Here is a 26,207-nt window from a genome sequence, read left to right on the forward strand (position 1 = left end):
CATCGACTGCTGTTAGACGCATAAAAACGACAAAAGCGAGCTACCTACCATGACTTCTCCTGCTACATCTCGTCCCGAAGACGAAAACCTCGGTATAGGCGCCAACCTGGCGTACGGCCTGCAACACGTGCTGACCATGTATGGCGGCATCATCGCGGTGCCGCTAATCGTGGGTCAGGCGGCCGGCCTTGCGCCTGCCGAAATCGGCCTGTTGATTGCGGCTTCGCTGTTTGCCGGTGGCCTGGCCACCTTGCTACAGACCCTGGGCCTGCCTTTTTTCGGTTGTCGTTTACCACTGGTGCAGGGGGTGTCGTTCTCCGGCGTCGCCACCATGATTGCCATCCTCGGCAGTGATGGCTCGAACGGCCTGCCCGTGGTGTTCGGTGCGGTGATAGCGGCGTCGGTGATCGGGCTACTGATCACGCCGGTGTTCTCGCGCATCATCAAATACTTCCCGCCGCTGGTGAATGGCATCGTCATCACCACCATCGGCCTGACCCTGATGCCCGTCGCAGCGCGCTGGGCCATGGGCGGCAACAGCCAGTCGCCAGACTTCGGCAGCGTGGCCAATATCGGCCTCGCGGCCCTCACCCTGGCCTTGGTGCTGCTGCTAAGCAAATTGGGCAGCTCGAGCATCTCGCGCTTGTCGATTCTGCTGTCGATCATCATCGGTACGCTGATCGCGACCGCCACCGGCATGGCCGATTTCTCCCGCGTGCTGGACGGGCCGATTGTTGCGCTGCCCGGCCTGCTGCACTTCGGTGTGCCGCAATTTCAGCTCGCCGCCATTCTGTCGATGCTGATTGTGATTGTGGTGACCATGGTGGAAACCTCGGCGGACATTCTGGCCGTCGGTGAAATCATCGACACCAAGGTCGACTCCAAACGCCTGGGTGACGGCCTGCGCGCCGACATGATCTCCAGCGCCCTGGCGCCGCTGTTCGGTTCGTTTACCCAAAGTGCGTTTGCGCAGAACGTGGGCCTGGTCGCCGTTACTGGCGTGAAGAGCCGCTACGTGGTGGCTACCGGTGGTTTGATTCTGGTGACTCTTGGTTTGCTTCCGGTGATGGGCCGTCTGGTCGCTGCCGTACCCACGGCTGTGCTGGGTGGTGCTGGGCTGGTGCTGTTCGGCACCGTGGCTGCCAGTGGTATTCGCACCCTGGCGCAGGTGGACTACCGCAACAACATGAACCTGATCATCGTCGCCACCTCGATTGGTTTCGGCATGATCCCCATCGCCGCCCCGACCTTCTACCACCAGTTTCCGGGCTGGTTCGAAACCATCTTCCACTCCGGCATCAGCTCGGCGGCGATCATGGCGATTCTGCTGAACCTGCTGTTCAACCACCTGCGGGCCGGCAACTCCGACCAGCAATCGGTGTTTGTGGCCGCGAGCGATCGCACCGTGCGCTACCGCGACATCGCCTGCCTGAACGATGGCGACTTTGTTCGCGACGGCAAGCTGTTCGACTGCGACGGGAAGGAAGTGCCGATTGTGGAGGCGGATGAGCACCATGAGCCGGGTGCGCCGCTGAGCAAGAAACGGACTGAGCACGCGCACTGATTATCAGATCAACGGCCCCTCACCCCCGACCCCTCTCCCGCACGCGGGAGAGGGGTGACGAAGGGCGTCGACTTCCCTCGGTCAGGCCCCCTCTACCGCTTGCGGGAGAGGGTTGGGGTGAGGGGCTTTTGATGTTTGCGCTGTAAGTTACTTATCCCGATCTACCGCAAACGCCGACCACGCCTGACGACTCGGCATGATTTCCAAGCGGTTGATGTTGATGTGATCCGGCAGACTCGCCACATAGAAAATCTGCTCAGCAATATCCTCAGCACTCAACGGCGTAGTCGTGCCGTACATAGCATCGGAAGCCGCCTGATTGCCCTTGGTACGCACCAACGTAAATTCAGTCTCGGCCATCCCCGGCGCAATGTCGGTAACCCGCACACCGGTCGCAATCAGGTCGCAGCGCAGGTTGTAGCTGAACTGCTTAACAAACGCCTTGCTCGCGCCATACACATGGCCACCCGGATACGGCCATTCACCGGCCACCGAACCGATATTGACGATGCTCGCGCCCGCGCCTGTTTCCAGTAGCTTCGGCAACACCGCGTGGGTCACGTTGACCAGCCCGGTGATATTGGTGTCGATCATGGTGTGCCAGTCTTCCAGAGCCACCTTTTGCGCCGGCTCCGGCGCCAGTGCCAACCCGGCGTTGTTGATCAGGCTGCGTACGTTGCGAAAGCCTTCAGGCAAATCGTCGACCATCTTCTGCACGGCGGCAGAGTCACGCACGTCCAGCACCGCAATATGCACAGGCACCTTGGCGGCCAGTTCGTTCTGCAGCTCGATCAGGCGCTCTTCACGGCGCCCGCTGAGCACCAGCGACCAACCCGCTTCGGCAAAACGCCGCGCGGTAGCCCGGCCAAAACCCGACGTTGCCCCTGTGATAAATACCACCTTGCTCATGTTTACCTCGTCTTCACGGCGACTTGATGGAGCGGTCAGTTCGACAGCTCGAGAAATTTGCGCACCCGTTCGGTTTCCGGGTTGCTGAAGAATTTGTCGGGCGCCGACTTTTCAATGATCAGGCCCTTTTCCAGAAACACCACCTGGTCCGACACGGCGCGGGCGAATTCCATTTCGTGGGTGACCACGATCATGGTGTAGCCCTCGCCCGACAAATTCTTCATCACCTGCAGCACTTCACCGACCCGCTCGGGGTCCAGCGCTGAGGTGGGTTCGTCGAACAATATCACTTCCGGGCTCATGGCCAGCGCGCGGGCAATGGCCACGCGCTGCTTCTGCCCGCCCGACAGGGTAAAGGGATAAGCGTCTTTGCGCTCGCTCATGCCGACCTTTTCCAGCAGCTGTTCGGCGACGGCGCGGGCCTGATCCTTGGCCATGCCTTTTACGTAAATGGGCGCTTCCATCACGTTCTGAATCACCGTCAGGTGCGGCCACAGGTTGAAACCCTGGAACACCATGCCGGTTTTGGCGCGCAGGGTGGCCAGTTCCTTGTTGTTCATTTTGCGCCCGGCGGCTTCGTTAACGCCGATGCGCTCGCCGGCGATATGAATGGTGCCGCGGTCCGGTACTTCCAGCCAGTTGATGCAGCGCAGCATGGTGGATTTACCCGAGCCGCTTGAGCCCAGCACGCTGACCACTTCGCCTTTTTTAACTTCAAGGTCGATATCGCGCAGCACCTCGATATCGCCAAAACTCTTGGACATGCGCTTGATGCTGACGGCAGGTGCGGCATCGGTATTAGACGCAGCGGTTGATTCAGACATAGTCAAAACCTCGTTTGGCGCCGAAGCGGCCGGCCCATTTGAGTGCCAGTTCCAGGCAGATGCTGATCAGCCAATACAGGATGATCACCAGCACAAACGCCTGGGTAGGAATGAAGTAGGTGGACTGCGCCGAGTTTGCGGCGGCGGTCAGTTCCTGCACGGTGATGATGGTGAGGAACGCGGTGTCTTTGAGGGCGATGATCAACTGGTTGCCCAGCAGCGGCCGGGTTTTGATCACCAGCTGCGGCAAGATAATCCGCCAGAACAGCCGCCCCGACGTAAAGCCATGGGCCAGTGCCGCCTCCACCAAACCGGCCGGCATCACCAGCCGGCTGCCGCGCAGAATCTCGGCAAAGTAGGCAGCGTGATAAATGATCAGGCTGATAAAGCCGGCGGTCCAGGCGTCCATGCGCACACCCAGTTGCGGCAGGCCGTAGTACAGCAGGTACGCGAGGATCAGAAACGGCAAGGTGCGCATCAGGTTCATCAACACGCGAATCACGGTGGAAAACCGGTCGCCAGCTTCTAGCCGATACACCGCCAGGCACCCCAGCGCAAAGGCGCAGACGGTCGACAACACGAACAGCACCAGGGTGCCGATCAGGCCGTTGATAAAGGTGTCGCGGGCTTCCCACAAAATCGTCCATTCGGTCATGGTGCGTCGCCCCTACATGGCCAGTCGGTTGGCTTTCTTTTCCGCCATCGCCTGCAGCTTGAGCAGCACGCTGATGATCAGCATGTACAGCAAGGCAGCGCACAGAATCGGCGGCAACGGCTCGTACGTAACGGCGGAAATCCGGTTGGTCACCCGTGTCAGGTCGACGATGCCGATCACCGCAATGGCCGGGCTGCCCTTGATCAGAAACGACATCTCGTTGACCAGGCCGGGCAGGCTGCTGGTGATCATCTGCGGCAGCATGATGCGGCGGAAAAACACCCCGCCCGTCATGCCGCAGGCCAGCGCGGCTTCACGTTGATCGCGGGAGAAACTGATAAAAGCCGCGCGCCAGATTTCGGCATTGAAGGCGGCGGTGTTCAACGTCATGGCCACGATGGCGGCGGTGTTGCGGTTCATGTTGATGCCGAACATCGGCGCCGACAGAAACAGAAACAGCACAAAGGTCACCAGCGGCGTGGCGCGGGCCAGGCTGATATACAGCACCAGAATTTGATCAACGAAAGGGATCTTGGCCATGCGCACCAGCGCGATGCCAAGGCCCAGCACAACGCCGATGGAAATGGCGATGCCACAGAGCCACAAGGTGGTCCAGGCGCCTTCCAACAGCAACAACCAGGCTTGACCGTTCATGCCTCGGCTCCTTAGTTAAAAACGGGGTTGATGCGAGCCAGACCGTGAGGGGTTTGTAAGGCTTGGGGGAAACAGAAGCAAAGCGGGGGCCAGGTGTGAGAGGGGGAGGCTTTAGAGACGAGACCCAACCAACCCACCGTCATCCCAGCGCAGGCTGGGATCCAGAATCTGTCAGGAGAACCGCGCTCGCCGGGCAATTCTGGGTCCCAGCCTGCGCTGGGACGACGGTGTGGATACTTACATCCCCGCCAATTTATGAAACTGCTCAACATTGGTGATCGGCTCTTTCGGCATATCCGGGAACGCTTCACCAAACCACTTGGTTTGCAGGGCAGCCAGGCGGCCATTGGCGCGCACTTTGTCCATAAAGCCGGTGAGGAACTTCAGCAGCTCTGGGCTGTTTTTCGGCATTGGCCAGGCCGCAAAACCAGGGCCGGAAACCGCGACACCTTTGGCGAAGGTATCGCCACGGGTTTTGATCAAATCATTTACCGAGATCAGCGCGTTGACCGCGTAATCCAGGCGGCCGTTGGCCAGGTCGGCATACACCTCTGGGTAGGATTGGTACTCCACCACTTTGCCCATCTCACAGCCTTTTTCTTTCATCATCGCCTTCAGCTCTGGCAAACGCGCCAGCAGGGCGCTACCGGCTTGCACGCCCACAGTTTTGCCGCACAGGCTGGCGATATCGCTGAGGCTCTTGTCGTCGGCGCGCTTCACGTAATAGTGCTGGGCGCTGGCGAACGGCGGGGTGAAGTTGAACACGCGCAGGCGCTCATCGGTGACCAGGGCGCCGGTAAAGGCCACATCGTATTGGCCGGACGACACCGAGGCGAGCAGACCGGTCCACGGCAGGATGTCCTGCTTCACATCGATTTTCTGTTCCTTGGCGTAAGCGACCAGGTCTTCCAGCAGCTCCTTGTGAAAGCCTTCCGGCTTGCCGTCGACGATGTAGTTGAAGGGCGCGTAGTCATCTTCGGTAGCCACGGTAAGCACGCCTTTGCTCTTCACGTCGTCAAGGTCGGCGTGGGCAAATGGGGCACTGAGTACCAGGGTGGCGAGGGTCAGCTTGCGCAACAGGCCAAGCGATTTGAGGGCCAGCGAACCGTTGTTCGTGTGCTTCATACGTGCTGCTCCAGTTGTCGTTTCAAGGTGGCTGGCACTCACCATAGAGAGGCGTCGAAGCGAGGGGATAGGGACAGATTTGGCCATTCCACTGGCCAGTCTGCGGGGCCAAAACCATGGCGCGCGAATTGCAAAGCTCATCGGTCGGCAAGCGAGAAAACCCACCATGATCGATCACCTGTTTCATCTGGATTTCGACCACCAGCGTGGCCTTCAGGAGCAACTGCGCGAGTCACTGGTGTCGACCATTCTCGGCGGCGGCTTCCCCGCGGACGAGCCGTTGCCCTCGTGCCGCAAGCTGTCCCAACAGCTCTCCATTTCCCGTAACACCGTGGCGCTGGTGTACGAAAGCCTGCTGGACAACGGCTACCTCGTCAGCCGCCCACGCAGCGGCTACTACCTGCACCCGGACTACTGCGGCGCCGACTTCGACGACAGCGTGCTGCGCATGACGCCGCAACGCCAACCCGAACATAACGATGACGGCGGCGAGGAACGTGCACCGAATTGGGCTGCGCGCTTCAAGATGCAGCCCAGCCTGAAGCATGGCGTGCTGCGCCCGAGCAACTGGCCGGGCTTTACCTACCCCTTCGTCTACGGCCAGCCGATTCGCGACCTGTTTCCGCTGGAGCGCTGGCGCGAAGTGTCGCGCAACACCCTGCGCAGCGAGCGCGACCAGGGTTGGCTGCGCGACCGTTTCGACCGCGACGATGAAATGCTCATCGAACAACTGCGCACCCGCGTGCTGCCCAAACGCGGCATCTGGGCGCGGGCCGATGAAATTCTGGTCACCCTGGGTTCGCAGAACGCGCTGTACCTGTTGGCCACCTTGTTGATGGGCAAAGGCGTAAAAGTCGCAGTGGAAAACCCCGGCTTTCGCGACGCGCTGAGCATCTTCGACCTGCAAGGCGCGCAGGTGCAGCTGCAAGACATCGACCGCGAGGGCCTGGTGGTCGACTCGCGCCTGAACGACTGCGAATACCTGTACGTCACCCCCGGCCACCAAGTGCCGACCGGCATCGCCATGAGCCCCGAACGACGCGGGCAACTGCTGCGGCAGATTCGTGAGCACGACCAGGTGCTGATCGAAGACGACTACGACGCCGAACTGAACCTGGACAACCATCCGCAACCGGCGCTGAAAGCCAGCGATAGCCAGGGGCGGGTGATTTACTTGAGCAGCCTTTCGAAAGCGTTTTCGCCGGGGTTGCGCATGGGGTACATGGTGGCCGATGCCGAGCTGATCGACGAGCTTCGCGCATTGCGGCGACTGATGTACCGGCATCCGCCGTTGAACAACCAGCGGATGCTGGCGGAGTTTCTCGCCCAGGGGCATTACGACGCGCACCTGCGCCGCTTCCGCGAAGAGCATGCGCGGCGGCGGGAGACATTGAGTGCCGCGTTACGTGAAGACTTGCCGGGGTGTGAGCATGTGGGTAGCCCGGGGGCGAGTGCGTTCTGGCTGGCGGCGCCGGAGGGGGTGGATACGCAGAAATTGGCGTGGGCGGCGGCGCAGCAGAGTGTGTTGATTGAGTCCGGGGCGCAGTTTTTCTTTGGGCAGCATGTGCCGGTGAATTTTATGCGGTTGGGGTTTCATGCGATTGATGCTGAGCGGATTCGGCCTGGCATCGGTGTGCTGGCTGAGGTGTTAGAGCGGATGTAGGTGGTGGTATTCGTTATCGCGGGTGCTGAGCGTTTTTGTTTCGCGCCTTACGCGCGAGTCACTTTTTAGCAGTCGCCCTAAAAAGTAACCAAAAACGGCTTGCCCCTACCTGGGTCCTCCGCTGCGCTCCGGATTCCCTCGCTCCGTCGCCGCTCCAGGGGTCGGCAAAACGCGGCCATCCATGGCCCGTCTTTGCCTTTCGCGGCTCCTGCCGCTCAACCCCTTCCACGACGACTCCGCTCGGCCTGCGCTAAAGGGGCGGGCAGATCAAGGTCAAAAGCCAGATCAAAAACAGATCAACAGCCCCTCACCCCAACCCTCTCCCGCAAGCGGGAGAGGGGGCAGATCGGAGTGGATTTTTCGCTCTACGTCACCCCTCGCCCGCGTGCGGGAGAGGGGCCGGGGGAGAGGGGCATTTGATCTGTCGCTTGTGATCTACCCGCCCCTTTAGCGCCAGGCCGAGCGTAGTCGTTGCGTAAGGGGTCGAAGCGGCCTGGAGCCGCGGAGAGGGATGGGGCCAAGGATGGCCCTCAGCCCGGCCCCTGGAGCGACGACGTAGCGAGGGAAGTTTTCACGCAGTGAAAACCCCAGGTGGGGGCTAGACCTTTTGGTTTCTTTTGGGGCAATGCCAAAAGAAACTCGCGCGTAAGGCGCGAAACAAAAACGCCCAGCGCACGCGCCAACGAATACCAACACAAATCCAAAAGCCAACAATGGCGCCGAAGCGCCACCTAAAAAAACCATCAAACCGGCGGCTGTTTATCCACCTGCTCGGTCTTCAACAAATCCCGAATCTCCGTCAACAAAACCACCTCGGCGGTAGGAGCAGCCGGCGCCTTAGCCTGTTCCTTATGCAACTTGTTAATCACCTTCACCCCCATAAAAATGGCAAAAGCCACAATCACAAAATCCAGACACGTCTGCAAAAACTTGCCATACGCCAGCAACACCGCCGGCTTGTCACCCACAGCCTCTTTCAACGTGATCGCCAGATCAGAGAAATCCACGCCACCGATCAACAGGCCAATCGGCGGCATCACCACATCGCCCACAAACGACGACACAATCTTGCCGAACGCCGCGCCAATAATGATACCGACCGCCATATCGACGACATTGCCCTTGACCGCAAAGGCCTTGAATTCGCTGAGTATGCTCATAGATGGACTCCCTGTTACTGATGATATTTGGAGGCAGTGTAGAGCAGCGCTTTAACCACTCCCAGCTTCAAGTGACCGGCCTGGGCGCTGAGTGTTCCCCGATTTTGCCGCTGGTCTAGGCTGTAAGGGTCAATCCACCCACCGCGACAGGAGACGGCTTATGACCCTCGAACACCACCCGCTGCATCAGGAATTCCCCGAGTTTCAGGGCGAGTTGCAACGGCTGCTGGGCCAGGACGCACACTTCAGCAAGCTCGCTGCCGACTACACGGCGTTGGATAAGCAGATCTTTCAGGTCGAGGACGGCCGCCAGGCCATGGACGATATGGCGCTCAAGGCGCTGAAGAATGAACGGGTAAAACTCAACCTGGAGATCGCCAGGCTGCTGCAGGCCGCCAGTAAAGGCTGACGCCCGGACCACCGGCGCCGGTAGCTGAGCTATCATCGGCGCTTTTCGGCGAGGGGGTTGAGATGGCCAAGGCCAAGCGTATGTATGGCTGCACCGAATGCGGTGCGACCTTCCCCAAATGGGCCGGCCAGTGCGGCGAATGCGGCGCCTGGAACACCCTGGTGGAAAGCATGATCGAGGTTGGCAGCGAAACCGCCGCCAGCGGTCGTGCCGGTTGGGCTGGGCAACAGGCGCAGCTCAAAACCCTGGCCGAAGTCAGCGTGGAAGAAATGCCGCGCTTCTCCACGGCCTCGGCCGAACTGGACCGCGTGCTCGGCGGCGGCCTGGTCGATGGCTCGGTGGTGCTGATCGGCGGTGACCCCGGTATCGGCAAGTCCACCATCCTGCTGCAAACCCTGTGCAATATCGCCATCCGTATGCCGGCGCTGTATGTCACTGGCGAAGAATCCCAGCAACAGGTGGCCATGCGCGCCCGCCGTCTGGGTTTGCCGGAAGACAAGCTCAAGGTGATGACCGAAACCTGCATCGAGCAGATCATCGCCACCGCCAAGATCGAAAAACCCAAGGTCATGGTGATCGACTCCATCCAGACCATCTTCACCGAACAACTGCAATCAGCGCCCGGCGGCGTCGCCCAGGTGCGCGAGAGTGCGGCCTTGCTGGTGCGCTATGCCAAGCAGAGTGGTACGGCGATTTTCCTGGTGGGTCATGTGACCAAGGAAGGCGCGCTGGCCGGCCCGCGCGTGCTGGAGCATATGGTGGACACCGTGCTGTATTTCGAGGGCGAGTCCGACGGCCGCTATCGTTTGCTGCGGGCGGTGAAAAATCGCTTTGGTGCGGTGAACGAGCTGGGCGTGTTCGCCATGACGGACCGGGGTTTGAAGGAGGTGTCCAACCCGTCGGCCATCTTTCTTACCCGCGCCCAGGAAGAAGTGCCGGGCAGCGTGGTGATGGCCACCTGGGAAGGCACGCGGCCGATGTTGATCGAGGTGCAAGCCTTGGTGGACACCAGCCATCTGGCCAACCCACGGCGGGTGACGGTTGGTTTGGACCAGAACCGGCTGGCCATGCTGCTGGCGGTGCTGCACCGCCACGGCGGCATTCCCACCCATGACCAAGACGTGTTTTTGAACGTGGTGGGCGGGGTGAAGGTGATGGAAACCGCGTCGGACCTGGCGCTGATGGCAGCAGTGATGTCCAGCCTGCGCAACCGGCCGTTGCCCCATGACTTGCTGGTGTTTGGCGAGGTGGGGTTGTCGGGTGAAGTGCGGCCAGTGCCCAGTGGCCAGGAGCGCTTGAAGGAAGCGGGCAAGCACGGCTTCAAACGCGCGATCGTGCCCAAGGGCAACGCCCCGAAAGAGGCGCCGGCGGGGTTGCAGATTATTGCCGTGACGCGTCTGGAGCAGGCGTTGGATGCGTTGTTCGAGTAACGGCTATCGAGGCGTAGGTTGGGCTAAGCACAGCGAAGCCCAACATTACGATCTGCGCCAAGTCCAGTTGGGCTTCGCGGTGCTCAACCCAACCTACTTCTGCGTGAGGAGCGAAATCGGTGTTAGGTCTCGCCCAACGACGCCAACTCCCGCTCCAACAAATCTTCATCACCCAGATTCAACTCCACCAGCCGGCGCAGATGGCTCACCGAATCCAGGTCGATATGTCGGCATTCAAAGCCGAGCAACCCGCCTGCGTCGCGGGCCAGCGCCACTTCCATGCGCACATGTACATCGGGGCTCAAGCGCACGTTGGCGTCAAACGTCTGCGCGGCGTCGCCGTTCCAGTTTTCTGGCCGCTGCACCAGCAGGCCTTTGAGGGACAGGTCGTGCAGTTCAACCGTCCAGCGCTGATCGCCCTGGGCGATTTCGGTGCTGGCGTCGAAGGCAATGCGCTGAAAGCGCCGACGCTCGTTGGTTGACTCACTCATGGGGTTGGCTCCAGTTGGCAGTGACTATCCGAGTTCATCGGGGCAGTTCGGTTCCATCACTATAGACAAGGCTACGGCCCCGGCGATGGGTCGGATGGTTGAACTGTGATGCGGCGCTTCTTGCGCCAATATCCAGCCGCCACGATGCCGGCCACCAGCGCCAGGCCGAACAGCCAGCCTTTGTACGGGCGGGCGGCGCGGCGCAGGTCGTCCAGGCGCAGTTGCCGCAGGTCGCTGTCGACGGTGTTGAACCTCGGCTCCGGGCACTGGTTGCCGAAATTGGTCGCCCAGGGCACGGCCGGGCCGTTTTCGACGTAGCGGCGGTATAGGCTCTGCGCCACGTCCTGGTCGCTCCACTGAATCCAGCCGGTGGCGTGGCACAAGGTGGCGGCAAAGGCTTGGCTGGTGTGGGGCAGTAGGTCGGCCGCCTGGCTGCCGAGATCGGCGGCAATCCAGCGGTAGTGGTAGCGGTTGTTCGGCTGCGCCAGGTTGGCGTTCTGCCGGTCGGCTTCACCGCGACTGAGCAGGCCGCCGGGCTCCTGGGTTTGCACGCGGTCTAGCGAATACAGGCCGTCGAACCAGGCGAAATCTGGCGACATTTCGTAGCCGAGCAACTCCATGCCCTGGCGGCGCGCGAGCTTGCCGGCCTGGTACAGCGCCTCGGCTTTGCCGGTGTCGGTCCAGCGTGATGCAGCGGCATGGCGCGCCTGGCCGTATTCGCGGGCGGCGGCTTGAGTGCTGAGTTCATAGAAGTAGGCCGGCGCCTCGTCGTAACGGCCCTCGCGTAGCAGGCGGCGGCCGAGCAATTGGCGCAGCTCGGCGGCTACCGGCCGTGGTTGGTACGCAAAGGGTTCTGGCGGCGTGGCGATGGGCGGCGGCGCGGGTACCTGGGCATCGACGAAGGTTTTCAGTTCGTCGGTGGTCAGCACGCGCTCGGCCACTTCGGCGGTGTCGGCCCAGTAGATATAGCCGCTGCGGTACAACGCCTCAAAGGCCTCCAGATACTCGCCACGTTCCAGCGCCAGAATGGCGCCTTCGCCCTCGACCCGGCAGCGCGGTTTGAGGGTTTCGCCATTCCAGTCGAGGTCACGTCGCCAGCCCCAGCTTTCGTCTTCGGGGAAGGCTTGCGCGGCCTTGGCATAGGCGGCCTGGGCGCTGGCTTTGTCGCCACTGCGCAGGGCCATTTTGGCCCGCAGCCACCAGGTCATGCCGTTATCGGCGGCGTGTTCCAGAAACGTGGCGGTGGCGGCATAGTCGCCAAATTGATAGCTCAAGGCGGCCAGCCGATCGGCGTTGGCCAGGTTGGCGATGGCGTTGCGTTGCAGCAATTGCACCAGCGCTTTCTCGCCGCCGGGTTGTTCGCCGTACGACCAGCCGGAATGGGTGACCAGATAAGCCGTGAGCAATTGCTGCACCGGCAGCTGCTGCAACAGCGGAACCAGTTGCGCTTCAGGCATCTGGGTGAGCTGTACGGCCAGTTGCTTCATCGAGCTGTAGCCGGTGGTGGAACCGAGTTTCAGCTGGCTGGCATACAGGCCGATGGCCGTGGACCAGTCGTCGGCATCCAGGGCCAGCCGGGCCTCTTCGCCGAGGCTGGCGATGCCCAGCTCCAGAGGGTCGCTGGCGCCGTCCAGGGCCAGTTGCCGGGTCAGGCGAAAGGCCTGCTTGGCCGCCTCGATGTCCGCTTGCCGGGCTTTTCTAAGCTGCTCGTCGCTCAGGTCGCCGTCGCGGGCTGCATCCGCGCCCCGGACCAGACTGCGGCCCAGTGAATAGGCGGCCCAGGTGCTGCGCAAGGGGCGTTCGCTGGCGGGCAGGGCCAGCACTTTCTGGAAATAGGCTTGGGCGCTGGCGTCATCGCCTTGGGTAAAGGCCACGGCGCCGGCCGTGTACAGGCGCAGCTCGGCGGGTAACTCGGCGCCGGCCTGTTCGGCTTGGGCGGGGTCGGTAAGGGTACGCAGGGCTTTGATCTTGGCCGCCTGCTCGGACGTCAGGCCTTGCGGCTCGGCTTTCTTCTGGCCGCGCTCGCCCTCGGCGTACCAGGGCGTTTCGCCGTCGAAGAGGGCCGCCTGTTTCAGCGCGGGCGTATCCACGGCCAGGCGTCCGGCCTCGAAGCTGAAGTTGCCTTCGGGCAACTCCTGCAGACTGCGCGCCCGGTCGCCGAGCAAGCGCAGCGGGTAGTCCGGGCCGCAGGCCATGGCGACAGGCGCGGTCAATACCGTGGCCACGGCAACGGCGAGCAAACAGCGAGGCAAGTTAAGACGAGACACGAAATCCTCCATGATCCAGCTGTGAACAACGCAACCAGCCCAGCGCACGGCTTTGGCCCGCCGCTAATTGACCGGGCGGTTGGCGAATAAATTCAAGCGTGTTGGGTGCGCGGTGCAGGCGATAGCCCTGGACGCCGTCGCCGCTTTCGCAACTGGCGGTGTCGTTATGTATGCGAGCCGGCAACGGGGCGCTCAGGTTGCCGGAGTTCACCAGGCGCAGCTCATACAACTCACCGTGTTGCTGCACCGTCACCTGCAGATCGCCGCGCAGCGGTTGCTGGTGCAGCACGGCTTGCAAGGTAACCAGTGGCCAGGCGCGGCGGTCACCGGCCAACGGCAAGCGAAACCAGATCAAGCCGGCCAGTTGCGGGACGGGCGCAGCCTGCATATCGCGCAGCAGCTTGGCGACCTCGATGGGCTTGGCCTGCAACTCCCGGCGGGCACCGCTTTGCGGTAGCGGCGCTTCGCTTTCCACGTCGCCGTTGTCGGTCAGCGCCACACCATAGGCGGGCAGGGCGAGGTGGAAGGGTTTGCTACTGACGGCGCCATACGCGTTGGCCCAGCGCAGCGCTTGTGGAGCATCAAACAAGCCGGCCTCGGGGCGGCTCACGGCGTGCACCTGCAATACCGAGCTGTCCACTTCCTGCAACACGGCTGGCAAGGCCGGGCTGCTCAGCCAGGCGGGCAGGGCGGTAATGCTCAGGGCCAGCTCGGCCGGCAGCTCGGCGCGCACGGCATGCAGCAACTCGGCATAGGCATTGAGGCGGCTGCTGGCGCAGTCATGGTCGATTTCCACACCGCGCAGATTCAGGCCGCTGGCCTGCCAGCTGCGTACGGTGGTCTGAATGTGTTGGCGGATGGCGGCGCTGTCCAGACTCGGCAATTGCCCGTCCAGGCGAATCACGGCAATCAGCGGGCGGCCGTCCTGGCGCAGCAAGTCGTGGTCGATTCGCGGTGCAATCCAGCCTTCGCCGGGGTGCGCCTGGGCGGCCAGAACCCGCAAGGTCGAAAAGTCTGCGTGGCTGGCTGCGAGCGCCTGGGCATGGGCCGGGCGCCATTGCCGTTGCCAGATATACACCTGCTGATCCAGGGCGACGGCGGGCGGCCGTTCGCAACCGGCCAGGGTCAGCAAGGCCAACAGGAACACCAGGAAACGCCGGAGGGGCAGCAAGGCAGACACGGGAAATGGCTCGGAGCACGAAGGCAGCGCGGCATGGTGCCATCAGCGCTGACGGCGTGCCAAGCCTACCGGTCGTCCGGCGCTGGTTTGACAGGGGGGTATGTGTCACCAAAGCTGCAAGAGCGTTTAAAAACAACTTACTGCGGAGCGCAGACATGGATAAGCGACTGCTTGGCAAGGTTTTGACCCTGGCGATTCTTGGCGCCACCAGTTTTGCGGCCCAGGCCGATCAGGCAGGTGGGGGTGGTTGCGGCTGGGGCAATATGCTCTTCGAAGGACAGCGCGGGCTGGCGCCGCACTTGCTGGCCACCACCACCAACGGCACCTCGGGTAACGCCACCTTCGGCCTCACCTCTGGCACCAACGGCTGCGACTCCCACGTAAAACTGGGCTACGGCGGCCGCTCGATGCTGGCCATGAATGGCATGCTCGATTCCATTGCTGAAGACATGGCTCAAGGCCAGGGCGAAGCACTGGATGCCTACGCCACCTTACTGGGTGTGGAGAAAGACGACCGTGCGCATTTTGCCCAGGTCACCCACGCCAACTTCGACACCATCTTCTCCAAGGCGGACGTGACCAGCGAGCAAGTGCTGGCCAACACCCTGGATGTGATGAGCAAAGATTCGCAGCTGGCGCGCTACGCAAAACAACCCGCGTAATCGGTTAAATCGCAGGCACAAAAAAAGGGCTGGAATTCCAGCCCTTTTTATTTGCGAGGTTTAGGTGACCGCTGGCATCCACATGACAGCGGCCGAGTTAGCTACAGCGGTTTAGGCTTGGTAGGGGTAAAGGTGGTGGTAAAGCCACCACCCGGTTGTGGCACCAATTTGATATATAGGCTGGAGCTTTGGCCCATAGGGCTGCCGACGTTTATGCCTTCTGCACGTTCACCGGTCACCACCAGTTGGCCGTGCAGTGCTATCAGGGTGTTAGTGTCTTTAACCGAGTGGACGATCACTTTGCCATCTGCACCACGGATCTTGACTTGTACCGGCTTATTCGCGATTGCTGCCTGATCAGCCCGATCAGGACTGTTGAGCAGGGCCAGGGCGCTTTTCAGCGCGGTTGCTGTAATGGCCGCCGTCATATGCCGTGCGTTGGTGTCATTGGCAGGCCTGGACGCTCCGTCCACCACGTCAACTGCAGGTTTCGCAGTGCTCGGCGCGTCATCTGTCGCCTGTGCCGGTTTAGCTGCCTCGGTGTCCTGGGCAGGCCTGGACGCTCCGTCCACCGTATCAACTGCCGGCTTCGAAGTGCTCGGCGCGTTATCTGCCGCCTGTGCCGGTTTGGTTGCCGGGGTGTCTGGGCTGTGCGGTGGTGTCGGGGAATCCGGCGCCGGACGTACCAGGGTTGGCTCCGTCTCGGAGGCTATCGGGGTGGTTGGCCGCGGCGTGCTCGGGGTGTCCCCGTCTGCAACTGGTCGTACTGTTGGTACATCCGCATCGGGTGCCGGCGCGACCTTGTTGCTTTTCTTATCCTTGCCCCAGGACGGGATGGAGATTTCGACTTTGATGTCGGTGCCCGCCACTTTCTTGTCTTTGGTTACGTCGACCAACTTGCTGGCGTCATGGTTAACGGTCCCCACTACACCGCCGTCCACGTTCATCGCCATACCGCCCAGATCGATGGTGGTTTGTTGGGTGGCCTCGTACTTCACCTGGTCAACCCGTCCGACTTCGACGATGACGCTAGGCAAGCCGGTTTTGCTAATCCCACCGCCACCGCCGCCATAGCCGCCATCTTTGTCGCGATAGTCAGCAAGGGTGGTTGCCGTAAGCGTGCCATCAACCTGGTACGAACCCTGGCCAGAGCTATTGATGATATGTGCACCGGTCAGGTTCTGATCACCGCCGACATGCAGGTTCATCGAGTTCGCCTTGATGCCAGACTGTTGCGCGGTCAGTTTACTGTTGTCGTAGTCCTTGCCACCCGATGCAGAAGCATTGGCGACAGGCACGACTCCCTGCGTGGCAATGGCGATGCCGCCTGAAGCACTCCAATTGCCGCGCTCGTGCTCCATAGTGGCGACGTTCTGCTTGCTGGTAATGATCTGGTTGCCGCCGATGTCGTAGTTCAGTGAACCGGCCTCAATGTTAGCGCCCTCCATGGTGTGGTCACCCTTGGCACGGATGGTGACATCGGCGCCACTAATCACACCATTGGTATAGCTGGTGAAACTATCTTCACTTCTGTCGTAACTGCCGCTGGCACCTGCCGATAAGCCGAGCCCTGCGCCCATAGGTCCGGCGCTCACGGCGCCAGTTACCCCAGCGCTATGAATATCGGTGCTGCTCTTGGCACTGCCGCTGGCCTGCGCGGCGCTCTGGTGGATGGCTGCTGCGGAGTCGAGTGCCACCGAACCACCCTGGATATTGACCCCCTTCAAATTGATATCGCCTTTGGTGGTAGTCAGGCTGATATTGCCGCCAATCTGGTTGATATTTTCGGAGGTACTTTGCGCCTCGCTTGTGGTTTTGGTGTGGGTAACACCCAACGTGCCGCTCATACCTACCGCGTCACCGAACACTGCTTGGGTAACATTGCCAACCTGTGCCACAGCGGTCAGTGCGCCATCTATTTCCATACCCTCCTTTGCCTTGTCAGCTGTCTTCTGGATGTTGGAAGAAATATTGAGGAGTGAGGAATGGGTCTCGTGGTTATACCCAACAAATGTCTCTTCGCGACTGAAGGTTTGTTTGTGTGAGTCTTCGAACTTGGTGCTTTGGATATCACCGGCGGTGATGGCAAGGGTTGGCATGGCCGCCTTGGCTGCTGCCAACTCGTCGGCACTCATCTTGGCGCGATCTGCAGCGGTTAATTGATGGCCGGAGTTGATATCGGCACCGCCAAGGTCAAAGGTGCCACCGACTCGCAGAGTGCCACTGCCCAGGTTCAACTGAGAGTTGGTATAGACGGTGTCTTGTATCGTCTCCTTGGTGTCTACGATTTCGATGCCAATCCGGTAGCGAGTGCCGACCGTATCTCCACGGTTCTGGTTGGCACCGGAAGCTGCACCGGCGTGTTGGTTGAGGTCCTGATCGGAAAGCTCGAACGCAGAGGCACCAGTGGCCGCTTCTTGGGTGTCGAATTTGCTGGCTCTGCCTGAGGCCTCTTTACCGTTGGAGCCTGCGCTGGCGCCGGCCATCACTTGCATGGTTTTTTGTACTTCTTCGTAATAGGCGGCGTTTTTGCCAGCGGCGACGGTCGTATCGCCTACCACCGACACATCGCTGTTTTGCGCATTGACATTGCTGCCTGTGACATTCCAATCGCCGCCCACTTTGATCGTCAGGTTGTCGGCATTGATATCATTGCTTTTGGAGGTTGCACTGGCGGTGGTAGTGCGGGTGGTTTGGTAACTGAGTAAACCGTGCTCGGTGCTGGACGTGAAGTCAGATTTGACCTCATGAATATCCTGCATATTCAGATCGCCCGTTGCTTGCAGGGTTACGTTGTTGGCGACGGTGTGGGCGCCGATCAAGTTAATGTCGCCGCCGGAAATCACCGCTACCGACGACACGGCATCGTCGGCCACCGCGCCTGCTGCCGACTGTTGTTTGGCATTTTCGAAAATCGCCCGCACATCGGGCTTGGGCGGCGCCTTAGGGGCTTCGGCTTCGGCTACGGTAGGCACTGGCGCCGGTTGCGTTTCTGCGTCGCTATCATCGTCGCCATCCGCTGGCATTTCCAACGCGTCCGGCTGCGTTGGCGCTGCTGCTACGGTGACGTCACTGCCCGCCTTAGGCGCTGCACTGTCGTCGGCCTTGTCGGTGAGGGTTAGCCCCACGCCGAATATGCCGTTGTTGCGTACCACCAGGTCGCCTTTTTCGTTAAAACCGGTGGTGGCGGTGCTGGTCACACCTTCGCCGCCGACCACGGTTTGTTCGAAGCCCTGCATATTGCCGCCCTGGTTGAGCACCTTGCCTTCGGCGGCCACTGTCAGGCGGCCATGCTCGCCACCGTAGATGCCGGTGTCGGTGCCCCCTTGGGAGACATTGTTGATATCGGTTTCAGAGTAAACCAGGGTGTCGTTGGTGCCGCGTATAACGCCATTGATGTTGTCCACTGCCGTGGCATCGATCAGCACATCCTGGGCGGTAATCATGCCGCCGTTGTTCTGATCGCGTTGACGCGCCAACAGGGTACTTTTGCTGATGTAGACCTTGGGTGCCAATGCGGTAACGCCGTTTACCTCCTGGAGTTCATACCAGACGATGTCGCCGTCCAGCTTCTCGTACTGTTCCTGGGTCAACGGCTTGCCTATCTCCAGCCCCAGTTTGGCCATTTGACTGGCGGCGCTGTCCAGCAGGTTTTGAACCAGGCCGGTGCCGCTCAGTTGACGGTCCGTGGTGAAGAAATTGCCAACCGAGTTTTCGACGGTGCGCACGATCAGTTCGTTATCAAAGTACGCATCACCCAGCACCGTGACGGTTTTGTCGGGGCTATAGCCAAGTTTGTCGAACAGATACTCCGAGCCGAAAAACGCGTCTTTGTTATACGACACGCGGCTGGTGTAGAGCGGATAGACGCCTTTGAATGCGGCAACCTCCAGACCCGTTTGTTGATTTCCATCACCGGCACGCCACCGGCCGACACCGCCATGCTGGCGCGCTGGGCAGGGGCGATCACGATTTCGGCACGCGTGTAGGGCAGAACGCCGATCAGGGCCAACGGCAGCGCCTTTAATAGCCAGCGCGCCTGCCTCGACGCGGGCGCGGACGGTGCTCGGGTTTGCCCCGGTTTGCCCGCAGCGCAGCAGGTTTCGGCGACGGGAATCAGAAAGCCCAATGTTTTGCTAAAGATAAGGCGATAACAGTGCTTGTTCATCTCTATAACCCTGTTTGAAGTTGTTAAAAGTTCAGAAGTTCAGATAAGTGCTTACGTACAGCACCGAAGGGTCCGTACTTTCTTTCAAAACTTTGTCCATGGATAAAGGCAAGCCCAGCGTTATCGAGGCTCCGCCATAGCGCCAACTTCCGCTGGCACCCAGAGCAAGTCCGGTAATGCCGCCGTTTTTTTGCGAATACGCCACATCTTTTACGTAACCGGAATCCAGGCCGACCTGCGGCGTTATCGTGCCGCCGAGAAGTTGCAGCGGCAGGCTCAGCGTGTTGGATATATAAATACCTTGGTCACCCCAGAGCGCCGGGCCGTGAAAACCGCGAACGGTGAACTCGTCACCAATACTCAATTGTTCGGAAGTTATCAGGTTGTCTTTTGAGTATTGGCCGCCGATACGTGAGGCGAAGTTAAAGTTCTGATCCAGCCAGGTGAGTGGGCGCGACCACGCGGTATTGAATTTAACTTTCTGAACGTGTTTGCGTTGTTTGTTTTTCTTGTAAGCCGCTTGTTCGCTACCCCAGGCAGAAATTCCCTGATTGAACGTAACGTCGGAATATAGGGAGCCACCGATAAACTGGGTGACGTGTTCCAGGCCAAATGCCAGATTGGTATAGGGGTTGCTGCCCGTTTGCAGGAAAGCGTCTTCCAGGTAGTTGGCATTTTCCTTGTGTTCCAGTTCTGCCGATGCCGACAGTTTCTCGGTTTTCTCGCGCATCAATACATGGCTGAATTTGGCGCTGTATGTTTGCGAATTGCCGCTGCTGTTGTAATCGCCGTAATTGCCGCCGGTTAGGGCTTTTTCATATTGCGAGTGGTTAAACCGCAGGTCTATCTGGGAAAAACCAATGGGGATGGAGTAGCTGACGCCGGCGTTATATTCGGAGTTGTTTTCATCTAACTGATAACGTCGGGTACTGCCATTCAGCGCCAGGGTGTCGTTGCCCAGCAGCAGGTCGCTCAGGCTGGTGGACGCACTGTAGCGGTAGCGGCCGTTACTTGGGCTGCCGAGCCCCGAGTTATCAGCGCGCAGGGTGATGGTTTGCGGCTTTTCCTGGGTGACGAGGTTGAGGTAGGAGTGGCCGAGGCGAGGTGATGGCTGAATATCGACACGGGCGCTTTTGGCCGCGTTATCGAGGTTTTCGACCATCTGGTCGACCTGATGAATATTTAATGGTTTGCCCACCACGCCCGGCATGGCGAATGTGGCCACCATTTTTTTATAGGCGCCTTCAGGTGGTGCCCCATTGATGAGCCAGCCTTCTACCAAACCCCAATTAACTTTCAGTTCCACGCTGCCCTGTTTCATGTTTTTTGGCACAAGACTTATTGTGGTGGTGGAATACCCGCGTTCGGCATAACGATTGGTAACGCTGCGAATAAGCTCGAATAATTCGGTATTACCCAATTCGTGGTTTTCGTAATTTTTCAGAATGTCCGCTATATCGACTGCCACGCCTGTATAGTCGCCGGCATCCACGGTTATAGTTTTAATCAAAAACTTGGGCCCGCTCTCGACTGGCGCACTGTCGGGGGGCGCAAGTGAGGGGATAACTTGCACCGCCGAACCCTGACGGTTTCGGTCCAGTTGGCGATTGATCTCCTCTTGCTGGCGTTGTTTATTTTGTAGGTCCAGTTCGCGCACGGCGGGGCTGACGGGCGTGGGGGGCGTATCTGCGTGCGCGAACTGCAAAGATGATACGGCACAAAAAAGACTCGCCATAAACGCCGTAGTGGTGCAGGTGAATCGCTGGCCGCTTTTCGAGGAAGTCAACGACGCCATGACGCGTCGGTATAGGAGGCGGGGGGAAATATAACGAGGTTTATCGATATCCGGCTTCATGGGTGGGCGTTCGCAATTGATTAGAGCTGCATTGTTACTTACTGAATATTGGGTAAATAGAATTCCCTTCGCTCAAAGTTGTAGGTCCGAGACTACAACCGTGTACGGGGAGTGCAGGTTTCGGGTGAGGAGGATGGCTGGTGTTGGTGTAAGTGATTCGCTTCGAAAAAATTAAGTGGTTTTCTTCAGCGGAACCCTTGTGATAGCGGATGTGCAAGGTGTTTTGGGGGGGCTGTTTAAAGTTCCTCGGAATATTCCTTCATTGATACAGGAAGTTTAAAACATGGCATTGAATTGAGGCCCTTAAACAAAAGGGCGCTAGCCTGCGCCCGTTGCCGGTAGACCATCGTCGGATACCTGTCCTCACAGAAGCGTCTAAACTCGAAAGGCCGCTTGTACGTCCATCCATTCGGAGTTTTCCATGAACAATAACAATAGCGTCCTACGCCATCTGCCTTGGGCAGTGCTGGCAGTAGTGGGCGCCGGTGCCTTGGGAGTCGTGGCCTTGCGCCGCGGTGAAGCCATCAATGCCTTGTGGATAGTGGTGGCCGCTGTGGCCCTCTATCTGGTTGCGTACCGCTACTACAGCCTGTTTATCGCCACCCGGGTGATGCAGCTGGACCCTAACCGCGCGACCCCCGCTGTACTGAACAACGACGGTCTGGACTACGTTCCGACCAACAAACACATCCTCTTCGGTCACCACTTTGCCGCCATCGCCGGCGCCGGCCCCCTGGTCGGGCCGGTGCTCGCCGCACAGATGGGCTATCTGCCCGGCACGCTCTGGCTGATTGCCGGGGTGATTTTCGCCGGTGCGGTGCAGGACTTTATGGTGCTGTTTATCTCCACGCGCCGTAACGGCCGTTCGCTCGGCGAGCTGGTGCGGGAAGAAATGGGCCAAGTGCCGGGCACCATCGCCTTGTTCGGCGCCTTCCTGATCATGATCATCATCCTTGCGGTGCTGGCGCTGATCGTGGTGAAAGCCCTGGCATCGAGCCCATGGGGCATGTTCACCGTGATGGCGACCATCCCGATCGCCATGATGATGGGCCTGTATATGCGCTACGTGCGCCCGGGCCGCATCGGTGAAATTTCAGTTGTCGGCCTGGTGCTGCTGCTGGGTTCCATCTGGCTGGGCGGCCAAGTGGCTGCAAGCCCAGAGTGGGCGCCGGTGTTCACCTTTACCGGTATTCAAATCACCTGGATGCTGATCGGCTACGGTGCGGTGGCGTCGGTATTGCCGGTGTGGCTGCTGCTGGCGCCGCGTGATTACCTGTCTACCTTCCTGAAAATCGGCACCATCATCGCCTTGGCGCTGGGCATTCTGTTCGTGATGCCTGACCTGAAAATGCCGGCGCTGACCCAGTTCGTCGACGGCACCGGTCCGGTGTGGAAAGGCGGTCTGTTCCCGTTCCTGTTCATCACCATTGCGTGCGGTGCAGTGTCGGGCTTCCACGCGCTGATCTCCTCGGGCACTACGCCCAAGCTGCTGGCCAGTGAATCCCATGCGCGTTACATCGGTTACGGCGGCATGCTGATGGAATCGTTCGTCGCCATCATGGCCATGGTTGCCGCGTCGGTGATCGAGCCAGGCGTGTACTTCGCCATGAACAGCCCACCCGCCGTGGTGGGTGTGGACGTGCAGTCGGTGGCCGCCACCGTCAGCAGCTGGGGTTTCATGATTACGCCGGAGGCGCTCGAAGCCACCGCCCGTGATATCGGTGAAACCACCATTCTGGCCCGTGCCGGTGGCGCGCCGACCCTGGCGGTGGGTATCGCGCAAATCCTCCATCAGGTGTTGCCGGGTGAGAACACCATGGCGTTCTGGTACCACTTTGCGATTCTGTTCGAGGCGCTGTTTATCCTCACCGCCGTAGACGCCGGTACCCGCGCGGGACGCTTTATGCTGCAGGACCTGCTCGGCAACTTCGTGCCGGCGCTACGCAAGACGGACTCCTGGGCCGCCAACATTATCGGCACCGCCGGTTGCGTCGCGATGTGGGGCTGGCTGCTGTACCAGGGCGTGGTCGATCCGTTGGGTGGCATCAACACCCTGTGGCCGCTGTTCGGTATCTCCAACCAGATGCTCGCCGGTATCGCCCTGATGCTCGGCACCGTGGTGCTGATCAAAATGAAGCGTCAACAGTACGTCTGGGTCACCATCTTCCCGGCTGCCTGGCTGCTGATTTGCACCACCAGCGCCGGCCTGATCAAGCTGTTCGACAGCAACCCGGCGGTGGGTTTTGTGGCCCTGGGTCGCAAGTACAGCGATGCGTTGGCGGCAGGACAAGTGATTGCGCCAGCCAAAGACGCCGAGCAGATGCAGCACGTGATCTTCAACGCGTACACCAACGCCACCCTCACGGTGCTGTTCCTGTTCGTGGTATTCAGCGTGCTGTTCTATGCCATCAAGGTCGGTCGTGAAGCTTGGGTGCGCCCAGAGCGCAGCGACAAGGAAACCCCGTTTGAACCCATTCCACACATTTGATGTGGACGCGGGCCGGCGCCAAGCCGGCCCGATTTATTGAGGACAGACCATGTTCAATGACCTGAGTCGCATGGGCAAATACCTGGGGCAGGCTGCGCGCATGCTGGTGGGCATGCCCGACTACGACAACTACGTCGAGCACATGGCCAACAAACACCCGGACACGGTGCCGATGACGTACGAGGAATTTTTCCGCGAGCGTCAGGAAGCCCGTTACGGTGGTGGCAAGGGGCGGCCGATTCGCTGCTGCTAAGCACCACTCGCACTCTTTTTTAAAGAGCACCTTCGCGCCACGCTCGTCGTGGCGCGTTTATTTTCGGTATGCAGCCTTCAAGGTTTCTTTATGGCCACTCCCACACCCATTCCCGTCACCGTGCTCAGCGGTTTTCTCGGTGCCGGCAAAACCACACTGCTGCGCCATATCCTCAAGGCCGAGCACGGCCTGAAGATTGCGGTGATTGAAAACGAGTTCAGCGACACCCCTATCGACGGCCAATTACTCGGCAACGAGCCGGTGCAGGTGATGACGCTGGCCAACGGTTGCGTGTGCTGCTCCATTCACGTCGAGCTGGAAAAAGCCCTGTACCTGCTGCTCGACCGCCTGGACAGCGGCGAGCTGGCTTTCGACCGGCTGGTGATCGAATGTACCGGCCTGGCGGACCCGGCGCCGGTAGCGCAAACCTTTTTCGCCGAAGAAGAACTCTGCGAGCGCTATGTGCTCGACGGCATCATCACCCTGGTGGACGCCGCCAACGCCGAGCGCCACCTGGCCGAACCGATTGCCCAGGCGCAAGTCGGGTTTGCCGACCGTATTCTGGTGAGCAAGCGCGATCTGGTGGACGACGCCCATTACGATGCGCTGGTGCAGCGCCTGGGGCGGATCAACCGCCGCGCGCCGATTCGCGTGGTGGAGCACGGTCGCATCGATCTGGCCGAGCTGCTGGATGTGCGCGGCTTCAACCTGAATGCTGACCTGCCGGCGACCATCAGTTTGCGTCCGCTGACGCCGACGGCCAGTCCGGACCGCATTGGCACCTTGGTGCTGAAGAGCGAGCAGCCGCTGGATATCGACAAGCTCAGCGCATTTATGGAGAACCTGCTGGAAGAGCACGGCAATTCGTTGCTGCGCTACAAGGGCGTGCTGGATATTGCCGGAGACGAGCGGCGCATGGTGTTTCAAGGCGTGCTGCGCTTGTACGGGTTCGATTGGGACCGCGAGTGGGCAGCGAGCGATGTGCGGGAGAGCGTGATTGTATTTATTGGCGATCAATTGCCGGAAGAGCAGATTCGCGCGGGGTTTGCCGAGGTGGTAGCGGTTTGAAAAAAGCTTCGCGAGCAAGCTCGCGAAGCGATTTCAGAGTGTCCACAAAAAAGCCCGGCACATGGCCGGGCTTTTTTATGTCTGCGAAACCTTACTTGCCGTAGACCGGCAGCTTGGCGCAGATGGCTTTCACTTTCTCACGCACGGCATCAATTACCGCGTCGTTGTTCAGGTCAGCCAGGATGTCGCAGATCCAGCCAGCCAGTTCCTTGCACTCGGCTTCCTTGAAACCACGAGTGGTCACCGCCGGGGTGCCGAAGCGCAGGCCGGAGGTTACGAACGGGGAGCGTGGGTCGTTCGGCACCGAGTTCTTGTTCACGGTGATAAAGGCTTTGCCCAGCGCCGCGTCGGCGTCTTTACCGGAGATGTCCTGTTTGATCAGCGACAGCAGGAACAGGTGGTTCTCGGTCCCGCCAGACACCACGTCGAAGCCGCGTTCGATGAACACGCCGGCCATGGCCTTGGCGTTTTTCACCACTTGCTGCTGATAGGTTTTGAACTCAGGTTGCAGCGCTTCTTTGAAGCAGATGGCCTTGGCGGCAATCACGTGCTCCAGCGGGCCGCCCTGGCCGCCTGGGAATACGGCGGAGTTCAGCTTCTTCTCGATTTCAGCGTTGGCTTTGGCCAGGATCAGGCCGCCACGTGGACCGCGCAGGGTCTTGTGGGTGGTGGTGGTTACCACGTCCGCGAACGGTACCGGGTTCGGGTACACGCCAGCGGCAACCAGACCGGCGACGTGGGCCATGTCGACGAACAGGTAAGCACCGACTTTGTCGGCGATGGCGCGGAAACGAGGGAAGTCGAGAATCTGCGAGTACGCCGAGAAACCCGCCACGATCATTTTCGGCTTGTGTTCAACGGCCAGGCGCTCGACTTCGTCGTAGTCGATCAGGCCGTTGCCGTCGATGCCGTACTGCACGGCGTTGTACAGCTTGCCCGAGGACGAAACGCTGGCGCCGTGGGTCAGGTGACCGCCGTGGGCCAGGCTCATGCCCAGAATGGTGTCGCCGGCGTTCAGCAGGGCCAGGTACACGGCGCTGTTGGCTTGCGAACCGGCGTGCGGTTGCACGTTGGCGTAGTCGGCGCCGAACAGCTCTTTGGCGCGGTCGATGGCCAGTTGCTCAACGATGTCGACGAATTCGCAGCCGCCGTAGTAACGCTTGCCCGGATAACCTTCGGCGTACTTGTTGGTCAGTACGGAGCCTTGGGCTTCCATGACCGCTGGGCTGGTGTAGTTCTCCGAGGCGATCAGCTCGATGTGCTCTTCCTGACGCTGAGCTTCTTGCTCCATGGCGGCAAAGAGTTCGGCGTCGTAGTTGGCAATAGTGGTCGAGCGACTAAACATGGCTGTCTCCTAAGAGTGAGCTGGGCAAGATTTGATC

Annotated in this window: 21 protein-coding genes; 8 read left to right on the forward strand and 13 right to left on the reverse strand. The window is 60.3% G+C overall.

From position 1 onward, the window contains the following. The first annotated feature begins 49 nt into the window (after positions 1–49). Positions 50–1,564, forward strand: coding sequence for a nucleobase:cation symporter-2 family protein (locus tag AC0V2S_RS02905; protein WP_475508430.1), 1,515 nt, complete (start codon positions 50–52; stop codon positions 1,562–1,564). Positions 1,565–1,711: 147 nt separating this feature from the next. On the opposite strand, the gene AC0V2S_RS02910 is transcribed toward AC0V2S_RS02905, so the two are convergent. From AC0V2S_RS02910 to AC0V2S_RS02930, 5 genes are all read right to left on the reverse strand, one after another. Continuing rightward, on the reverse strand, positions 1,712–2,473 hold the full coding sequence (locus AC0V2S_RS02910; RefSeq protein WP_475508431.1) for an SDR family NAD(P)-dependent oxidoreductase: 762 nt from the start codon (positions 2,471–2,473) through the stop codon (positions 1,712–1,714). Positions 2,474–2,508: 35 nt separating this feature from the next. Then, positions 2,509–3,297 carry an amino acid ABC transporter ATP-binding protein gene (locus AC0V2S_RS02915; protein ID WP_475508432.1) on the reverse strand — a complete coding sequence of 263 codons (789 nt, stop codon included), beginning with the start codon at positions 3,295–3,297 and terminating at the stop codon, positions 2,509–2,511. Beyond that, on the reverse strand, positions 3,290–3,952 hold the full coding sequence (locus AC0V2S_RS02920) for an amino acid ABC transporter permease (RefSeq protein WP_475508433.1): 663 nt from the start codon (positions 3,950–3,952) through the stop codon (positions 3,290–3,292). Before AC0V2S_RS02920 ends, AC0V2S_RS02915 begins: the two co-directional genes overlap by 8 nt. Before the next feature lie 12 nt (positions 3,953–3,964). Further along, positions 3,965–4,606, reverse strand: a complete 642-nt coding sequence (locus AC0V2S_RS02925; RefSeq protein WP_475508434.1) for an amino acid ABC transporter permease — start codon at positions 4,604–4,606, stop codon at positions 3,965–3,967. A gap of 237 nt (positions 4,607–4,843) precedes the next feature. Continuing rightward, positions 4,844–5,731: a transporter substrate-binding domain-containing protein gene (locus AC0V2S_RS02930; protein WP_475508435.1), complete on the reverse strand. Its 888-nt coding sequence runs from the start codon at positions 5,729–5,731 to the stop codon at positions 4,844–4,846. Positions 5,732–5,897: 166 nt separating this feature from the next. Here AC0V2S_RS02930 and pdxR point away from each other — a divergent pair, with 166 nt between their 5' ends. After that, a complete protein-coding gene (gene pdxR, locus AC0V2S_RS02935; RefSeq protein WP_475508436.1) occupies positions 5,898–7,394 on the forward strand; it encodes a MocR-like pyridoxine biosynthesis transcription factor PdxR in 1,497 nt (498 codons plus the stop codon). A 743-nt stretch (positions 7,395–8,137) separates the two neighbouring features. On the opposite strand, the gene mscL is transcribed toward pdxR, so the two are convergent. Further along, a complete protein-coding gene (mscL, locus tag AC0V2S_RS02940) occupies positions 8,138–8,554 on the reverse strand; it encodes a large-conductance mechanosensitive channel protein MscL (RefSeq protein ID WP_108098587.1) in 417 nt (138 codons plus the stop codon). 160 nt (positions 8,555–8,714) lie between these two features. On the opposite strand from mscL, the gene AC0V2S_RS02945 reads away from it, so the two are divergent. Next, positions 8,715–8,963, forward strand: a complete 249-nt coding sequence (locus AC0V2S_RS02945; RefSeq protein WP_475508437.1) for an HP1242/YdcH family protein — start codon at positions 8,715–8,717, stop codon at positions 8,961–8,963. A 62-nt stretch (positions 8,964–9,025) separates the two neighbouring features. After that, positions 9,026–10,393, forward strand: coding sequence for a DNA repair protein RadA (gene radA, locus AC0V2S_RS02950; protein ID WP_108098591.1), 1,368 nt, complete (start codon positions 9,026–9,028; stop codon positions 10,391–10,393). Between the two features lie 122 nt (positions 10,394–10,515). Here radA and AC0V2S_RS02955 read toward each other — a convergent pair whose 3' ends face one another. The 3 genes from AC0V2S_RS02955 to AC0V2S_RS02965 form a co-directional block, all read right to left on the reverse strand. After that, a complete protein-coding gene (locus AC0V2S_RS02955) occupies positions 10,516–10,884 on the reverse strand; it encodes a PilZ domain-containing protein (protein WP_475508438.1) in 369 nt (122 codons plus the stop codon). Positions 10,885–10,955: 71 nt separating this feature from the next. After that, the gene (locus tag AC0V2S_RS02960; protein WP_475508439.1) at positions 10,956–13,151 is read right to left on the reverse strand and encodes a hypothetical protein; all 2,196 of its coding nucleotides are present in this window, start codon (positions 13,149–13,151) and stop codon (positions 10,956–10,958) included. Then, entirely contained in the window at positions 13,138–14,331 is a 1,194-nt protein-coding gene (locus AC0V2S_RS02965; protein ID WP_475508440.1) for a DUF3142 domain-containing protein, read from the reverse strand. Before AC0V2S_RS02965 ends, AC0V2S_RS02960 begins: the two co-directional genes overlap by 14 nt. A 155-nt stretch (positions 14,332–14,486) precedes the next feature. On the opposite strand from AC0V2S_RS02965, the gene AC0V2S_RS02970 reads away from it, so the two are divergent. Then, a complete protein-coding gene (locus tag AC0V2S_RS02970; RefSeq protein WP_475508441.1) occupies positions 14,487–14,993 on the forward strand; it encodes a DUF3015 domain-containing protein in 507 nt (168 codons plus the stop codon). A 101-nt stretch (positions 14,994–15,094) separates the two neighbouring features. Here the strand turns inward: AC0V2S_RS02970 and AC0V2S_RS02975 are convergent, their stop codons facing one another. The 3 genes from AC0V2S_RS02975 to AC0V2S_RS02985 are packed head-to-tail and all read right to left on the reverse strand — an operon-like array spanning position 15,095 to position 21,016. Continuing rightward, positions 15,095–18,838 (reverse strand): hemagglutinin repeat-containing protein, encoded by a 3,744-nt coding sequence (locus AC0V2S_RS02975; RefSeq protein ID WP_475508442.1) that lies wholly within the window; start codon positions 18,836–18,838, stop codon positions 15,095–15,097. Then, entirely contained in the window at positions 18,724–19,161 is a 438-nt protein-coding gene (locus AC0V2S_RS02980; protein ID WP_475508443.1) for an ESPR-type extended signal peptide-containing protein, read from the reverse strand. Before AC0V2S_RS02980 ends, AC0V2S_RS02975 begins: the two co-directional genes overlap by 115 nt. 31 nt (positions 19,162–19,192) lie before the next feature. Further along, positions 19,193–21,016, reverse strand: a complete 1,824-nt coding sequence (locus AC0V2S_RS02985) for a ShlB/FhaC/HecB family hemolysin secretion/activation protein (RefSeq protein ID WP_475508444.1) — start codon at positions 21,014–21,016, stop codon at positions 19,193–19,195. 421 nt (positions 21,017–21,437) lie between these two features. On the opposite strand from AC0V2S_RS02985, the gene AC0V2S_RS02990 reads away from it, so the two are divergent. The 3 genes from AC0V2S_RS02990 to yjiA all read left to right on the forward strand — a co-directional run bounded on the left by AC0V2S_RS02990 (position 21,438) and on the right by yjiA (position 24,825). Further along, positions 21,438–23,504 (forward strand): carbon starvation CstA family protein, encoded by a 2,067-nt coding sequence (locus tag AC0V2S_RS02990; protein WP_475508445.1) that lies wholly within the window; start codon positions 21,438–21,440, stop codon positions 23,502–23,504. Between the two features lie 49 nt (positions 23,505–23,553). Then, positions 23,554–23,757: a YbdD/YjiX family protein gene (locus AC0V2S_RS02995; RefSeq protein ID WP_108098596.1), complete on the forward strand. Its 204-nt coding sequence runs from the start codon at positions 23,554–23,556 to the stop codon at positions 23,755–23,757. Between the two features lie 90 nt (positions 23,758–23,847). Beyond that, complete coding sequence (yjiA, locus tag AC0V2S_RS03000) at positions 23,848–24,825, forward strand: GTPase (protein ID WP_475508446.1); 978 nt, start codon at positions 23,848–23,850, stop codon at positions 24,823–24,825. Positions 24,826–24,916: 91 nt separating this feature from the next. Here yjiA and glyA read toward each other — a convergent pair whose 3' ends face one another. Next, entirely contained in the window at positions 24,917–26,170 is a 1,254-nt protein-coding gene (gene glyA, locus AC0V2S_RS03005; RefSeq protein WP_475508447.1) for a serine hydroxymethyltransferase, read from the reverse strand. Positions 26,171–26,207: the final 37 nt, after the last annotated feature.

The sequence above is a fragment of the Pseudomonas sp. CC11G genome (genome assembly GCF_056174845.1).

Bases quoted from the DNA above. Each gene is read 5' to 3' on its own strand.
- glyA (WP_475508447.1), bottom strand. From the start codon at position 26,170: ATGTTTAGTCGCTCGACCACTATTGCCAACTACGACGCCGAACTCTTT.
- AC0V2S_RS02985 (WP_475508444.1), bottom strand. From the start codon at position 21,016: ATGAAGCCGGATATCGATAAACCTCGTTATATTTCCCCCCGCCTCCTA.
- AC0V2S_RS02910 (WP_475508431.1), bottom strand. From the start codon at position 2,473: ATGAGCAAGGTGGTATTTATCACAGGGGCAACGTCGGGTTTTGGCCGG.
- AC0V2S_RS02920 (WP_475508433.1), bottom strand. From the start codon at position 3,952: ATGACCGAATGGACGATTTTGTGGGAAGCCCGCGACACCTTTATCAAC.
- radA (WP_108098591.1), top strand. From the start codon at position 9,026: ATGGCCAAGGCCAAGCGTATGTATGGCTGCACCGAATGCGGTGCGACC.
- AC0V2S_RS02915 (WP_475508432.1), bottom strand. From the start codon at position 3,297: ATGTCTGAATCAACCGCTGCGTCTAATACCGATGCCGCACCTGCCGTC.
- AC0V2S_RS02980 (WP_475508443.1), bottom strand. From the start codon at position 19,161: ATGAACAAGCACTGTTATCGCCTTATCTTTAGCAAAACATTGGGCTTT.
- AC0V2S_RS02905 (WP_475508430.1), top strand. From the start codon at position 50: ATGACTTCTCCTGCTACATCTCGTCCCGAAGACGAAAACCTCGGTATA.
- AC0V2S_RS02930 (WP_475508435.1), bottom strand. From the start codon at position 5,731: ATGAAGCACACGAACAACGGTTCGCTGGCCCTCAAATCGCTTGGCCTG.
- AC0V2S_RS02945 (WP_475508437.1), top strand. From the start codon at position 8,715: ATGACCCTCGAACACCACCCGCTGCATCAGGAATTCCCCGAGTTTCAG.
- AC0V2S_RS02995 (WP_108098596.1), top strand. From the start codon at position 23,554: ATGTTCAATGACCTGAGTCGCATGGGCAAATACCTGGGGCAGGCTGCG.
- mscL (WP_108098587.1), bottom strand. From the start codon at position 8,554: ATGAGCATACTCAGCGAATTCAAGGCCTTTGCGGTCAAGGGCAATGTC.
- yjiA (WP_475508446.1), top strand. From the start codon at position 23,848: ATGGCCACTCCCACACCCATTCCCGTCACCGTGCTCAGCGGTTTTCTC.
- AC0V2S_RS02955 (WP_475508438.1), bottom strand. From the start codon at position 10,884: ATGAGTGAGTCAACCAACGAGCGTCGGCGCTTTCAGCGCATTGCCTTC.
- AC0V2S_RS02925 (WP_475508434.1), bottom strand. From the start codon at position 4,606: ATGAACGGTCAAGCCTGGTTGTTGCTGTTGGAAGGCGCCTGGACCACC.
- pdxR (WP_475508436.1), top strand. From the start codon at position 5,898: ATGATCGATCACCTGTTTCATCTGGATTTCGACCACCAGCGTGGCCTT.
- AC0V2S_RS02990 (WP_475508445.1), top strand. From the start codon at position 21,438: ATGAACAATAACAATAGCGTCCTACGCCATCTGCCTTGGGCAGTGCTG.
- AC0V2S_RS02970 (WP_475508441.1), top strand. From the start codon at position 14,487: ATGGATAAGCGACTGCTTGGCAAGGTTTTGACCCTGGCGATTCTTGGC.